We start from the raw sequence: 14,768 nt of genomic DNA on the forward strand, positions 1-14,768 counted from the left end.
ATGATTAAAGTAACAATTCTAGGAGATCCAAAAGGTAAGGGTAGGCCAAGAATGAGTACAAAGTCTGGAGTAGCATACACACCTAAAGATACCATAATGTATGAGAATCTTGTAAGGCATGAATATGCTGCTCAAAGAGGAGAGAAGCTTTTAGGAGCTATTAATGCTAAAATAACAGCATTTTATTCAATACCTAAGAGTGTAAGTAAAAAGAAAAGACAAGAGATGATTGAAGGCAAAATAAGACCAATTAAAAAGCCGGATACTGATAATGTAGCAAAAATAGTCTTAGATAGCTTAAATAAAATAGCTTTTGATGATGATAGTCAGGTAGTTAGTTTAAGCGTAGATAAATATTACTCCGATAATCCAAGAGTTGAACTTACTTTGGAGAGTGTTCAAAATGCGTGAATTTGAAAAGCTATTAAAATTATCAAGTTTATCTGTAGCAGAAAAGAAGAGTGTAGGCAATTTCATTAAAGGATTAACACCAAATAGATTACACATTATAGACATTATGACAAAAACAATAGCAGAAGTTGAATATAAAAAGTTTACTGAAAGACTAACAGAATCAATATCTACAGCAATAATAGCATCTTTACTTCTTAACACAAATTTAAGTTTAGTTGAGATAAAGAAAAGTCTAGATGAAACTTGGGATCTGCTTAATGAGGATTCGGAAGTAATAAATAAATTTAAAAATCAATATGGAGGAGATATTGATATGGCAAAAAAGAAGATTGAACAATACCAAGAGCAAATAGCAGAGAAGTGCGAGAAATTATTAAAGAACGGATTAAGAAATCAAAGACAAGCAGTGCAGATGTTAAAAACTCATTTCCCAGAGCTATCCCCAGCTATGCTAGGCACTGCTTGGGGTGAATGCAAAGATAAGTATTTAAATCAAATAGAGGAGAATGAAGAGGCTGAAATTAAGTTTGAGAATCAGGAAGAAAAAGAAGCTGTAGAAGAAATTATGAAAATAATTGAGGGTGAGGAGAAAGTTGAAATGGTTAAAAAGATAGAAACAGAAACTAAGGTAGAAAGTAAATTAAAAATCAAGAAGATGGTTGTTGAAGGTGAAAATGGAGTAGAACTTAAAAGGGATGGAGGTATTATAGCCTTTGATAATGAAGGTCAATTAGATGAATGGATATTAGAGTTTAAGCAAGTATTTGCAATGAGAAAAGCAAATTAATACTGTAGGTTGGGCAGTAACTGTTTGTGCAAAACCACTAAGGAGGCGCAATGAAATTTGAAATAGAACCAACTGAATATGATGAGATATTTAAAGAAGATCTGAATCTGTGCTATGAAGTAGCTGAATCGTATGTAAATTTAAATTCAGAGAATTATGCAGGAGCTTTTGAATTAAGTAAAAATGCATGGATACTGGCTGATAGGGGGGCAAATCTTTCAGCAGAAGCTTCAAAGTTAGCATTAAGTTACAAGGTGGGTAAAACTGATTTAAAAGATTTCTGCTATAGAAAGTATAAGTTAATGGAATATATACATGAAATGTCCAGAATTGTCTGGAGATATGGCCAAGAAAAAAGTGATAAGAAGTATCAAGTGTGGTTTGCTCGCAGAGAACTAAATAATCCTGATACAGCTCTGTGAGTCTACTCTTAAATAATTTTATCGTAAATGGGGAGGGTGTTATGAGAAAAATCAATAACTTTAGGAGAGGCAATGAGCTTTATTTAGATAAAAAATATCTAGAAGCACTATCATATTACATTATGTCTATAGAAACAGAGGACATGAAAGAAGTAGCTTTATATAATGTAGGGACTTGTTATTTAAAGCTTAAGAAATATGAAAAAGCGATTGAGTATTATAAAAAAGTGTTAGAAATGAATAGTTATCATCAAAAAGCTCATTTTAATTTGGCTGTAAGTTATTCACATATTAATAGCAGTAAAGGTGCCTATAGGCATTTCAATATAGCCCTAGCACTAGATAATTCAGATAAGGAGTGTAAGAAGGCAATAAGGATTCTAGAAAAAGAAAAATTAGTGTGTAGGTAATAAAGCTGTAGGCGAAAAAGGGGTGATAGAATGATAGATAAAGAGATATTTAGAAAGACCGAAGGTAGGCTATATAGACATTACAAGCAATTAAAGCTTATACAGAAGCTTAAGAATAAAGTAGTTCTACTATGGAAACAGAAAGAGCAGATACAGAAAGAAAAAGTGGAATTAAAATATCTTGATATAGAAGCAGGGTTAAACATGGGAATAGATTATAGCAGAGAAAAAGTACAAAGTAGTTCAGATGGATCCAGTGAGGCAGAAAGAGAAACTATAAAGTACATTGAAGATTTAGACAAGCAGTATAAAAATACAGTAAAGAAAATGTTAAAGATTAATGCAAGAATAAGAGAAATAGAATTACAAGTCCAGGATATGCAGTTTAATCTTTCTATGTTAAGTGAAGAATCAAAGAGATTCGTAGAGTGGAAGTATGGGGAATGTAAATCCATAGAATGGATAGCTACAGAAATGTATGCAGGAGCTAGAAGTACAGCATATAGGAAAAGAGATGAGCTTATGGGGGACATAGCTAATTGGAGTAATATCATAAAGCAAATATAATCCAACGTAATTATTGAATCTGAAAATATAAATAATTTTCTTTAAAAATGAATAATGTGGTAATAAAAAAATAAGATTATTTGCTATGCTAAATAAAAGGGTAATAGAATAACATGAAATAATGGAATATATGTTATAATTATTATATTAAAAGGTGTTATAAGAAAAAAGTGGTAGTTGACTACGAGTTATAAGTGATAACTGAAAATCACAATTTTTATTAATTTATTATAGTCAGAGGGAGAAAAACTATGATAAGGAAGGAAATAGATGAACTAAGAAAGAAACAATTAGAAGAGACAAATTATTTGTATTCAACAAATTTGCAGAGAAAGATTTTTAATCCACCTAATGAAGAAATACATGACTTTCTTTGTTTTTGGTCTGATTTATTGGGATTTGGAAATGATTTATTTAAAAACAATTGGGATTTAGGTTTGGACGGATTTAAAAAAATTAGGAACAGACTTCTTGATGCTCATAATATGTTAATTTCAAATATCGATATTAATCATAATACGAAAGGATTAATATTGAATGATGGGATATGTCAAATAATGAGATGCGATTATAACATCAAAGAGATTGATTATATAAGTTGGTTAACAAAGCTTGGATTATATTTTCTTAGCTGTGTTAAAACGCATATTGCAATTAATATAATTGAAAAAGAAAATAAATATCCTGGTACTCGTAGTGTTTTAGCTTATGGCAAAGGTATAAAATATTTAACAGATCAAATAACATTTGATGATTTTGTATTTAATTATACAAAACCTGATCCAGAAGGTATAAGTACTGTAGCTAGAGAAATTGGAAATCCTATTAAGTTATATAATCCTAGTGAGTTGCAAATGAACACAGCTTTTTCTAAGTCATATATTTTAGAATCATTAGGAAGTGACTATGGAATTTGTGGAAATGAATTGTATATTGATAAATCAGTTTTTGATTTTATATCTGAGTATATAAAAATGTCTCATACTAATGCGCATTTTATAGAAAAAGATGATTGTTATCAATACTTAGTACCATATGAATTAGATGACATAAATAAGGTTTATTTTGGGTTTAAGCTATCAAAGAAAACTGTAGAAATAGATTATAAAGATTGGAAAACTACTGTATATAAAGTTATTGCTTTCTATCCACATGATGAGCCTATAGATGAGTTTGAGTTTGATTTATATGATTATAAAGAAAACGTTTGGGTTACCTATTAATTTATAGCAGTTTTGATGATACTCTATTAAAAAAACGAATAATTAATAAGAATATCATATTATTGAGAAAAGAATTTTATGGTACTTCTACGTCATGCTTTAATAATATTATGAATAAACGTATAAAAACAGTTACATTATAATAATTATACCTTCCACACTTAAGGTTGCATTCCACAAAAGTTAATCTATTCTACACCATCTTTCCAATAGGGGGAAAATGGTTTCTGACGTAATTTATATAGTGTATTAGAAGATGAGACAAATTTGGGACAAACTTGGGATAAATTTAACGTTTATTTATTTTATAATTATAGTATGGATATTTGGCAGAGCACATTAGGGACTTACAAAGAGTGTTACTGCAAGAAGGCATCTAGGGAACTGGATGCTTTTTATTTTGATGCATGGAAGAAGAAATATATGTCATTTTAAATAGACATAAAATATGCACAATGATAGAATCTAATAGGTGATATATATGGAACGAGAATTATTTGAAAAGGTAATAAAGTTTTTCGTTAGTCAAGACTGGAAAAACGTAATTCCCGATAGCCTTAGTTCTTTAATAGGTTCATTACTTGGTGTTTACGTAGGGGGAAGAATTACATATAAAGTAACTAAGAGATTAGATATGGGCAAATTAAGAAAAGATTTAGAATTGAAAGCTGCAGAAGAAATGCTAATATGTATAGAGGAACTTTTAAACAAACTCATCACAGCAAACATACTTATTATGTCATTTAATAGGAATGTATCAATTTATTTAAATTCACGAACAAATATTGATAATAATATTATTCAAGAAGTTTCCGATGCGTGGAATGATTATGCAAAAGCATATAATAAAATGTTATTTAAATTTGATGCCAGAAGAATTGTATTACGAGAGTTTTGGTATATAAGAGAATTGGTTTATGATGAGTGTAATTTACTTAGAGAAATGGAAAATGAATGTATACAGCTGATATCAGATATTTATTACAACAGAATACTAATGGGATCAGAAATAGTGCCTCAAGAAGTAGAGGATTTAGAGGAAAAACTATCAATATTTAATGATAAGAGTTTTGATATTTTAAGTTACTTGTATGATTTACAAATTAAGTTACAGAATCAATTTTTAAATGATATATTTGATAATTATAAAATCTCATATCGGGAACCATTAGATTCCAAGTACAAAGTACTTAAATAAAAAAAGATAAGAGCTTATAATGAGCTCTTTTTTTATGGAGGTGGGGACGTGAAATATAAATTCAATACTAGATGGAATGGAAAACAATTAAAGTGCGCATGTTTATTTGGTAATGCTTGTTGCGATAGATTCAAGAAGTGTGAAGTATTAGAACTTACGATGGATCCTTTTGATGGGATAAAAGAGTGCATGGGACAACGTAAATATGTAAGAGAGAATGGTGCATTAAAACAGAAATAGGAATAACAAGGTTAACCAAGACACTTAATTAAGAGTGTCTTTTTTTATTTTCAAAATACACCCAAAGGGGATGTTTGCATGGACATGTATGAGAGAGTATTTTATCAAATTTTTATTAAAGCTTTTGGGAGTTTAAAGAATATAACAAGTAAACTTGATTATCTTAAGGGATTAGGGATAGGTGGAATATGGTTGACCCCTATATATAAATCTCCAAGTTATCATGGATATGATGTGGTTGACTATTACAGTATTAAACCAGAATATGGTACTATGGAAGATTTTGAAGAACTACTAAAGGAAGCACATGCAAGAGATATTAAAGTAATAATAGATATGGTACTTAATCATACTAGCGATCAGCATGAATGGTTTAAGAAGAGCAGTGCAGGAGATGAGAAGTATAGAAATTATTATATTTGGAGTACATGCAATCCAGGTACTGATAAAACCCCTATGAATGATACCCCCTGGACTTGGAATAACGGTTGCTATTATTACAATTCCTTCACAGATACTATGCCAAACCTAAATCACAACCACGGAGAAGTTAAACAAGAGATTATAAATATAGCTAAGTACTGGATAGACAAGGGTGTAGATGGCTTTCGTTTGGACGCTGTGCGTTGGACATACAACAGAGTAGAAAAGGGTGTAGAGTTTTGGAAGTGGTTTAGGGAAGAGGTACAAAAAATAAAACCAGGTTTCTATTTAGTAGGTGAGGCTTGGGATTCAATTAATATTTCTAATCAGTATGAAAATGCTTTAGGATCCTGTTTTAATTTTGATTTGGCTATGGATATAATTGACAAGATCAACTGGGGATGCTTAAGATATTTAGGATTAAGCTTTGAAAGGAATTATGGTACGTATTACAGAGGTAATGATAATATTCATAATTCAATTTTTTTGAGCAATCATGACCAAAATAGGATCTACAGCGAATTAAGGCAAAATAGAAAGAACATGGAGATTGCTGCAGCGTTATTGTTAACATTAAGTGGAACACCGTATATTTATTATGGTGAAGAAATAGGAATGCTTGGGACTAAAAGTCCTAGTGATGCAGAGGTTAGAAAACCCATGCTGTGGGAAGCTGTAGAGAGTGAAGAATATATACCTAGTAGCTTGTTGAATTTGTACAAGCGATTAATAAAACTAAGGAACAATGAGGTTGCTTTAAGAAAAGGTGATTTTGCAAACATTAATACAAGCAATGATGGTACATTGATGTTTAAAAGAGCTTATGAAAATGAAGAAATAGTCGTTGCAATTAATCAAGGTAAAGAAGTTAAGCAGAAGCTTGAAGGTGGAAGGTATCAAGTTCTATTCAGCAATAGTGGGATTAATGGAGTTGTTGAAATAGGAGAATATATAGAGCTTGGCGAGAATGAAATATTGATATTAAAGACAATGATTACTATATAGCTACAAAAAGATAATTTTAAAATAGATAAATAGGCCAAAATTTTAAGATTTATTTGTTTTACAAATACCGATATGCTAGGGAAAATACTCTTTAGAGATATTCCCCAACAACTTTTGTTGAAATTACTGTTAAGAACTACAATCTAACGATTAATAGTTATATTGACAGTAATGTTAATGGAAAGTGAAATTAACTTGAAAAGCTCTTGAACTATTTTCCATAACATATCGGCCATATGTTTCTCCTCTATAAGTTTTGCTAGTAGTAATATACGAGAAATTAAGTAAAAAGTTACAGCATAGAGACCTAAATATCATCACATTTGGTAAATGAAGGGAAAAACCTTTCCATGTAGAAGTTAATATGTGGAGAGGTGATAACGTGAAGTGCTTTTATGATTTAGAAAGAGATATTAAAAATTATAAAATTACAGATTATTATTTAGAATGTAACTTCAAAGAATGCTACTTCCATTATTGTAATAATGAAGCTTTTAACAGTATTTTAGATAATTCAAGTTTTTGGTTCACACATTCAGACTATACAAATGATGGCATGGAGATAAAAGAAGGAAAGAAAATAATAATAGATTGCTTAAATGAAATAAATGACTTATATACGGAAGAGTATAAAGAGATCTTATTAGGCAAAATATTTACTCTAATTCAAGACTCTTATATTTTATCTTTTTGTAGAAATGATAATAGTTCTAGTATGTGGAGGGACTATGCTGGCTTAGATGGGTATTGTATTAAAATTAATATTTTCAATATGTTAGACTTTAAGTTACAAGGAAATATAGAGGGAGAAGAACTTGGAAAATATTTTTGGATTTATAATGGACTTGTTTTATATGACGATAAAATAAAAAATGATAAAGTAAAAAAATTACTCAACCATTTTGGAGAGGTTTATAAATTATTTCTTAAAGGTAGAATATCTGAAGAAAAATTTAATGAATTAGAATTCTATGTTACTAGTCGTTTAGCTGAATTCTGCTTATTTAGCAAAGATAGTGGGTGGGAGAGCGAAAAAGAATATAGAATAGTTTTAGTGGCTAAAAATAATGAAGCGAACATATTCATAAAATTAAGGACTAATAAATACTTTAATAAAATTCCATATTTTAATATTAGTTTTAGAGGTTTCGAGAAGTTAATACGGGGTGTGGTATTAGGTCCCAAAAATAATAGGTGTGTTGAAGATATCAAATTAAAATTAGAAAACGGTAATTATGAACATTGGGATGTTAAAAAAGTAGACTTGTCAATCAGATTTTAAAGAAATTATTAGAGCTCTTAACAGGACTCTTTTTCTTTTCAAAACAAACAAAGGTGAGGTGGTGACAATGTAGACATGGAAGACATAAGAGGTCCAGATATTAAAGATAGGGCTAAGAAAGATTACCTAAAAGGTTTGAAATATAAGGAACTAGCTGATAAATATTCAGTTAGTGTAAATACAATAAAGTCATGGATAAAAAGATATGGTTGGTCAGAAGAAAAGAAGCAAAAGGGTGCACCTAAAAAGAAAAAAGGTGCACCCTTAAATAATAAAAATGCAGAAGGATATGGAGCTCCGCCTAAAAATAAAAACGCTGAAACTCACGGTTTTTTCAGTAAGTATCTTCCTGAGGATACTTTAGGAATAATTCAAGATATAGAACAGAAGAATTCATTAGATATTCTTTGGGAGAATATAACCATACAGTATGCAGCAATAATAAGATCACAAAGAATTATGCACGTTAAAGACCAGGATGATTTAACTAAGGAACTGAAGAAGATAAAAGACATGGAAAATGGTTATGAAAAAGAATATGAATTACAGCTTGCTTGGGATAAACAGGCTACATTTTTACAAGCACAATCAAGAGCTATGTCGGAACTTCGTAGTATGATTAAGCAGTATGATGAGTTATTAAATTCTAATAGAGATTTAGTCACTGATGAGCAGAAATTGAGAATAGAGAAACTTAAAGCTGATATAGATAAAGTTAAAAGAGATGATAATGAAGATAAACCAATTGAAATAGTAATCAAACGGAAGGGTGAGGGGTAATGCCTATTGAAAAAGAAGTTAATCCTCACTTTGAAGAATTTATTTTTAATTGGGACCACAAGTTCTATTTTTTAGTTGGTGGTTATGGATCGTCAAAGAGTTATCATGTTGCTTTAAAATTAATCCTCAAATTGCTTAAAGAAAAAAGAACTGCTCTTATAGTTAGAGAGGTTTATGACACCATAAGAGATAGCTGCTATTCATTACTTGAGGAAATAGTCACAGAAATGGAACTTGATGATAGGATAAAGTTCAAAACATCTCCTATGCAAGTTAAGTTTCATAATGGTTCTAAGATAATTTTTAAAGGTATGGATAAGCCGGCTAAGTTAAAATCTATAAATAATGTTTCTATAGTGTGGATAGAAGAATGTTCAGAGGTTAAATATGAAGGGTTTAAAGAACTTTTAGGACGTTTGAGACACCCAATATTACCACTGCATATGATTTTATCTACTAATCCAGTTTCGAAGTCTAACTGGAGCTATAAACATTTTTTCATTGATAGTAAGAAGAAGATATTCACTCTTGACGATAAAGAATTATACAAAAATAGAATAGCAATCATCAATAATACGTATTATCATCATTCCTTAGCTGATGATAATTTATTTTTGCCTAAAAGTTATATAGAACAATTAGAGGATTTAAAAACATATGATCCAGACTTATATAGAATAGCTAGAAAAGGTCAATTTGGTGTTAATGGTAAGAAGGTATTACCTCAATTTGAGGAATGGCCACACTATAAAGTTTTAGAAGTTATACAAAGTATCAATAGTCCTATAAAAAGAGTTGGAATGGACTTTGGATTTGAAACGTCATACAATGCACTTTTAAGGTTAGCTATAGATGATGAAGAAAAAATACTTTATATCTACTGGGAGTATTATAAAAACCAAATGACAGATGATAAAACAGCAGTAGAAATAGCTGAATTTATAGAAACTCAGGAACTAATCAGAGCAGATAGTGCAGAGCCTAAAACCATTAAGTATTATAGTCAGCAAGGTTTTAATATTAGTGGAGCGAAGAAGTTCCAAGGTTCAAGATTGCAAAACACCAAGAAGGTTAAGAGATTTAAAAAGATTATTTGTTCTAGTAACTGTGTAAATACGATAGAGGAATTATCAGATCTTACTTATGCGGTAGATAAAAATGGAGAAATAATTGAGGATGAGTTTAATATAGATCCACACACGTTGGACATACCAGCCTAGGCGTGTATAAATCGAGGTATTAAGCTGGGACCCTGAAATGGGAATCAGAACCGAACACATAAGTTTAAAAGCTATGTGAGGGGCAGAGACTAGGTGATGAAACTGTTTTGCAGAATATAATTCACCCACGAGACCTCGAAATTTATTATAAGATAGTATCTATATTGTGTTATTTGGTATTGTATAATATTGTTGAGGTGATATTATATGATAAAAGTAAATAGCATAAATGGATACGAAGAAGTATTAGATATATATTTTGTAAGTAAAGAAGGTTTTGTATTTTCAACCAAAACAAATAAACCATTAGCTAGTAATGATAATGGTAGAGGATATAAAGTTGTTAGTTTAAAGCTAAAAGGTCAGAGAAAATGGAAGAAGGCATATATTCATAGATTGGTTGCCTTAGCATACATACCTAACATTAAAAATAGTCCTGAGGTTAATCATAAGGATGAAAATAAATCAAACAATCATTATGAAAACCTTGAATGGGTGACTAGATTAGAAAATGTTCATTATGGTAATGCAATAGCTAATATGACAATTAACAAGTGTTTTAAGGTATATGTTTATGATTACTTATTAAACTATGTAGGAGAATACATAGGAGTATCAGAAGCTACCAGGACAACTTTAGGATATGTAGATAGTAGAGCTTTAAACAATAGAGTTAAAGAGTATTTTTATTTAAGTGACAAATTAGAAATTAAAAAAATAATTGAAATAAATAAAAATTCCAAATATCAAACAGTAGTAGTTGAAAATATAAATACTAGTGAAAAATTATATTTCCCTTATAATAGAAAAGCTAGAGAGTTTTTTGAAGGAAAAGTAAATGTAACTGATGCAATAAAAAAGAATTGGTTAGTTAAGAAAACCTACAAAATATATGAACTTGATTATAATAAATTAATAGATAGTCCGAACTTACAGGAATAGAAACTGTAAGAAGTAGAGGATAAAGAGCCTTTACGATAACAATAAATGTAGTGCAATATGGTATGCACTTGATGGATATGAAGTGTCAGATCTTAAAGAAAAGAAATACAATGATGAAGTTTACAACAAAGGAAAAGGTGTTATTAAGAACTCTAATCCATACAAGAAAGGAGGTCATGTATTCTAATGGTTGATGTTAGAGAAACACTTTTAAAACTTCCTGATATAGAAAAGAAGGAAAGAATAAGAGTACGAGCAGATTATTATTTTTATAAAGGCAAAAGTATTGATTTAAATTTAGCAAAACAAGATAAAACTCTCTTAGGTCAAAACTGGGAAGTAAGCGATAATGTGGATTACAATCCTACTCAAGATATAAGAAATAAAATTAAGCCACTGCTTAAGAAACAAGCTAGGTTCATGTTTGGTAATGAGCCTTTTATTAATTTTAAGCCAGATAATTTGGATGATGCCGAAAAGTGTGAAGAGCTTAGACAATTTATAGATGATGTTCTTGAATTCAATAAGTTTTGGAATAACACTAGAAAAGCTTTCTTAATGAGCACAATTAAAAAGAGAGTACTTCTGAGGGTTGAAGCTAATCCAGGTATGCCAATAGTCATTAAGTATGAAAACATAGAGGGCTTTTATTATAAAGAGCAAAACGGCAATTTACTTGAAGTTAAGTTCTTTGAAGAAGATGAGAATAATGCTTTTGTAGAGGATGACAAAGATAAGATCTATTATATTCATACTTATTACTATGACAAAGAAAGTGAAAATGCTGAAGTGCAAGCTTATTATAAAAAGCAAACCTATAAAGGTGATGATCTCAACAATCCAATTGAGGAAGTTACACAACCTACAGGATTTTATACTATTCCATGTTGGCTAATTAAGAATGGTGGAGAACTTGGAGATGAGTTTGGAGAAAGTGATGTAGACGAGTTGAGGGAACCACAAAATCTTTATAACAAGAAAAACTCAGATTTTGCAGATGCCCTAAAGTTTCAAATGTTTGGGGCTGAAAGCATTATTGATGGTCATCCAGACGATGTAAATAAATTAACAATAGCTCCTAATGCTGTACATGCAATAAGAACTGATAATAAAGCAGCTGATAATGGTAAACAAGCGATTCATAATAGGCTTGAATATAACTTTGGTAGTGCAGAAGCTGTAAACTCATTTCTTGATAGAATAGAACGTGATATGAGGGATATACTTGATATGCCCAATATAAAAGATTTGACTAATATTCCAAGTGCCAAGGCTATGAAGTATATGTACAATGACCTTATTGGACGTTGTGAAGAAAAGTGGAACGATTGGGAACCGGTATTTAAAGAGTTAATTAAGTTCATAATTGAAGCAGCTCCTTACAGTTATAAAGGTATATTTAAAAATGAGTGGTCAAACTTAAAATACACTATGCTATTTACTCATAATTATCCTTTACCAGCTGATGAAGAGGATAAAAAGAAAACAGCTATGGAAGAGGTAGTAACAAAGGTAAGATCTATTAGAAGTTACATTAAAGAGTTTACGGATGAGGAAGATGTAGAAAATACACTTAATGAGATACTTGAAGAAATAACTTTAATTGCTTCAGCTGAATCAGAGCAACCTCAATTCAAAGATCTTAACAAGGGTGGAACTAATGAATAATGAGTATCTTAAATTAGTTTATGAGGCTTTAAGTAAAAAAATAAAGCTTACTGAGAGCAATTCAAAAGCCCTAAGGAAATTATATGAAGAGGTTGCAGAGGAGTTAATAAAGCAGGCTGAAAAGTCTAAAGGGTTCAATAAAGCTTGGTTAAATGATTATTCAAAAGTAGTGAAAAATAGACTTAAAGAACTTGAAAATAATATGTATTTCCTAAATAAAGAGGCGATAGATGCAAGTTCGTACATAGCTGCAGCTATACAGTCTAATTTCTTTCAACATATAGGTGAAAAGTTTAAACTAGATATACCAAAAGATATTCTAAGGGCTATTTACACAGTCCCTGAGGATGTAGTTTTAAAACTTCTTTCAGGTGGATTATACAAAGATGGTAAAGGCTTAAATGAAAGGATATGGAGTTTAATAAATAAGATGGACAAAGATATAAATTATATTCTTGCAAAAGGTATAGTTGGGAATAAACCTTATTTAGATATAATTAAGGATTTAGAAAAATATGTAGAACCTAATGCTAAAAAACCGTGGGATTGGAGAATTGTTTATCCAGGTGTAAATAAACAAGTAGATTATAATGCTCAAAGACTATTGAGGACTGCCTTGAATCATGCATTTTATTTAAGTTCTATGGAGAGCAATAAAAGAAATCCATATGTTGAATCTATCCATTGGGAGTTATCTTCACAGCATTACGAAAGACAAGTCAAAAGATTTGGAAGAGATGAATGTGATGATTATACAGAGCAAAATAGATATGCTTTAGGACAAGGGAATTTTCCAAAGGATGAAGTGCCGATTCCACACCCTCAATGCCTTTGTACACAGTATGGTGTAGTTTCTAAGAGTATGGAGGATATCGGAAAAGAATTAGGTGATTGGTTAGCAGGAGGAAGTAATAAAATGTTAGATGAATGGTATGCAAGTATAGTGTAAATATAGTTAGATCTGTTAAAGAATGATGTTGAAAATTGATTATTTGTTACGAAGTAAGGTATAATAAGATTATGTGTAAAATATTTACAATTACTCATTCACTTAACATAAATTAAATAAATAGATAATAGTAAAAAAGGCGAATTAAATAATATATATTTAATAATATAATGGAGATATGTGAAATGAGAATATTAATAATCAATGGCAGTCCCCATAAGGGGAATACATGGTATTTAACGGAGAAAGTAAAAGATCAAATAGAAAGTCTCGATAATACGGTAAAATTTGAAGAGATACATTTAAGTGAATTAAATATTCCATTCTGTACAGGTTGTAGTGTATGTTTTAGAAAAGGACATATTTTTTGTCCTCATAATCAGTATATCCAGCCTATTATGGATAAAATTGCAGATTGTGATGGAGTAATTTTTGCTGTTTCCTGTTTTCAAGGTGCTGTTCCTGCCCTCACCAAAAATTTTACCGACCATTTAGCATTTTTACTTCATCGCCCGAGATACTTTGATAAAAAGGCTTTAATTATTTCAACTACAGGTGGTGTCTCTGCAAATAGTGTTACACAATCTCTTGCTAATACTTTACCAGGATGGGGATTTAATAAATGCTATCAATTGCCTATTGTTGCATTAAGTTGGAATGACTATAAACCAACTGAAAAGCATAAAAAAAAGGCATATAAAATATCGAAGGCATTCTATATGGATTTAAAATCAAAAAAACTTCATTCTCCGAAAATCGGAGTTTTAATTCCTTTCAACTTATTTCAAGCCATGTGTGAGGAATATGCACCTGGAGCAGAATACGCAACACAAGACGGAGTTTTTTGGAAGAAGTATGTTGGTATGAGATATGCTCCAGAAATTCCATTGCCGATACACAAAAGGGCGATTGGGAGGATTATCTATCAAATAGGGAAATATCTTTCACCAAAGATGATTGTTACATACAAAAAATGAATATATTCTTATAATAAGATGTTTTGTAATCTTAAAATACGATTCAAGGGAACTCTTAATAAAGAGTTCCCTTCAGACTGCTGACAAAGTGTCAGCAGTCTTTGTTTTTACTGAATTATGAAGTAAAATTAAAATTATAGAATTTTATTTCATAGGAGTTATTCAAATGATACGAGAAAGAAAAGAAGCACAATGTGAGATTGAAGTGGTTATGCTTGAACAATTAGTTCCTCAAGATCACTTGCTAAGAAAAATAGATAA

Annotated in this window: 16 protein-coding genes; all 16 read left to right on the top strand. The window is 30.4% G+C overall.

The features are described 5' to 3' along the window. The 16 genes from CPJCM30710_RS12765 to CPJCM30710_RS12845 all read left to right on the top strand — a co-directional run bounded on the left by CPJCM30710_RS12765 (window position 1) and on the right by CPJCM30710_RS12845 (window position 14,507). Window positions 1-411: a RusA family crossover junction endodeoxyribonuclease gene (locus CPJCM30710_RS12765; RefSeq protein WP_212904559.1), complete on the top strand. Its 411-nt coding sequence runs from the start codon at window positions 1-3 to the stop codon at window positions 409-411. Then, the gene (locus CPJCM30710_RS12770; protein ID WP_212904560.1) at window positions 404-1,201 is read left to right on the top strand and encodes a hypothetical protein; all 798 of its coding nucleotides are present in this window, start codon (window positions 404-406) and stop codon (window positions 1,199-1,201) included. Before CPJCM30710_RS12765 ends, CPJCM30710_RS12770 begins: the two co-directional genes overlap by 8 nt. A gap of 50 nt (window positions 1,202-1,251) precedes the next feature. After that, a complete protein-coding gene (locus CPJCM30710_RS12775) occupies window positions 1,252-1,623 on the top strand; it encodes a hypothetical protein (RefSeq protein ID WP_212904561.1) in 372 nt (123 codons plus the stop codon). A 41-nt stretch (window positions 1,624-1,664) separates the two neighbouring features. Beyond that, complete coding sequence (locus CPJCM30710_RS12780; RefSeq protein ID WP_212904562.1) at window positions 1,665-2,033, top strand: tetratricopeptide repeat protein; 369 nt, start codon at window positions 1,665-1,667, stop codon at window positions 2,031-2,033. Window positions 2,034-2,063: 30 nt separating this feature from the next. Beyond that, window positions 2,064-2,600, top strand: coding sequence for a hypothetical protein (locus tag CPJCM30710_RS12785; protein WP_212904563.1), 537 nt, complete (start codon window positions 2,064-2,066; stop codon window positions 2,598-2,600). Window positions 2,601-2,851: 251 nt separating this feature from the next. Beyond that, window positions 2,852-3,823, top strand: coding sequence for a hypothetical protein (locus tag CPJCM30710_RS12790; protein ID WP_212904564.1), 972 nt, complete (start codon window positions 2,852-2,854; stop codon window positions 3,821-3,823). 481 nt (window positions 3,824-4,304) lie between these two features. Further along, window positions 4,305-5,021 carry a hypothetical protein gene (locus tag CPJCM30710_RS12795; protein WP_212904565.1) on the top strand — a complete coding sequence of 239 codons (717 nt, stop codon included), beginning with the start codon at window positions 4,305-4,307 and terminating at the stop codon, window positions 5,019-5,021. 48 nt (window positions 5,022-5,069) lie between these two features. Continuing rightward, complete coding sequence (locus CPJCM30710_RS12800; protein ID WP_212904566.1) at window positions 5,070-5,261, top strand: hypothetical protein; 192 nt, start codon at window positions 5,070-5,072, stop codon at window positions 5,259-5,261. A 78-nt stretch (window positions 5,262-5,339) separates the two neighbouring features. After that, the gene (locus tag CPJCM30710_RS12805) at window positions 5,340-6,689 is read left to right on the top strand and encodes an alpha-amylase family glycosyl hydrolase (protein WP_212904567.1); all 1,350 of its coding nucleotides are present in this window, start codon (window positions 5,340-5,342) and stop codon (window positions 6,687-6,689) included. 382 nt (window positions 6,690-7,071) lie between these two features. After that, window positions 7,072-7,971 (top strand): DUF2971 domain-containing protein, encoded by a 900-nt coding sequence (locus tag CPJCM30710_RS12810; protein WP_212904568.1) that lies wholly within the window; start codon window positions 7,072-7,074, stop codon window positions 7,969-7,971. Window positions 7,972-8,046: 75 nt separating this feature from the next. Then, window positions 8,047-8,751, top strand: a complete 705-nt coding sequence (gene terS, locus CPJCM30710_RS12815; protein WP_212904569.1) for a phage terminase small subunit — start codon at window positions 8,047-8,049, stop codon at window positions 8,749-8,751. Next, window positions 8,751-9,971, top strand: coding sequence for a PBSX family phage terminase large subunit (locus CPJCM30710_RS12820; protein ID WP_212904570.1), 1,221 nt, complete (start codon window positions 8,751-8,753; stop codon window positions 9,969-9,971). Before terS ends, CPJCM30710_RS12820 begins: the two co-directional genes overlap by 1 nt. A 207-nt stretch (window positions 9,972-10,178) precedes the next feature. Beyond that, on the top strand, window positions 10,179-10,913 hold the full coding sequence (locus CPJCM30710_RS12825; protein ID WP_212904571.1) for an HNH endonuclease signature motif containing protein: 735 nt from the start codon (window positions 10,179-10,181) through the stop codon (window positions 10,911-10,913). A gap of 186 nt (window positions 10,914-11,099) precedes the next feature. Further along, window positions 11,100-12,581, top strand: a complete 1,482-nt coding sequence (locus tag CPJCM30710_RS12835; protein WP_212904572.1) for a phage portal protein — start codon at window positions 11,100-11,102, stop codon at window positions 12,579-12,581. After that, window positions 12,574-13,530 carry a hypothetical protein gene (locus CPJCM30710_RS12840; RefSeq protein ID WP_212904573.1) on the top strand — a complete coding sequence of 319 codons (957 nt, stop codon included), beginning with the start codon at window positions 12,574-12,576 and terminating at the stop codon, window positions 13,528-13,530. The genes CPJCM30710_RS12835 and CPJCM30710_RS12840 overlap by 8 nt, the downstream gene beginning before the upstream one ends. A gap of 185 nt (window positions 13,531-13,715) precedes the next feature. After that, on the top strand, window positions 13,716-14,507 hold the full coding sequence (locus tag CPJCM30710_RS12845; protein ID WP_212904574.1) for a flavodoxin family protein: 792 nt from the start codon (window positions 13,716-13,718) through the stop codon (window positions 14,505-14,507). Window positions 14,508-14,768: the final 261 nt, after the last annotated feature.

This window comes from Clostridium polyendosporum (assembly GCF_018332455.1).
Lineage (GTDB): Bacteria > Bacillota > Clostridia > Clostridiales > Clostridiaceae > Clostridium_AY > Clostridium_AY polyendosporum.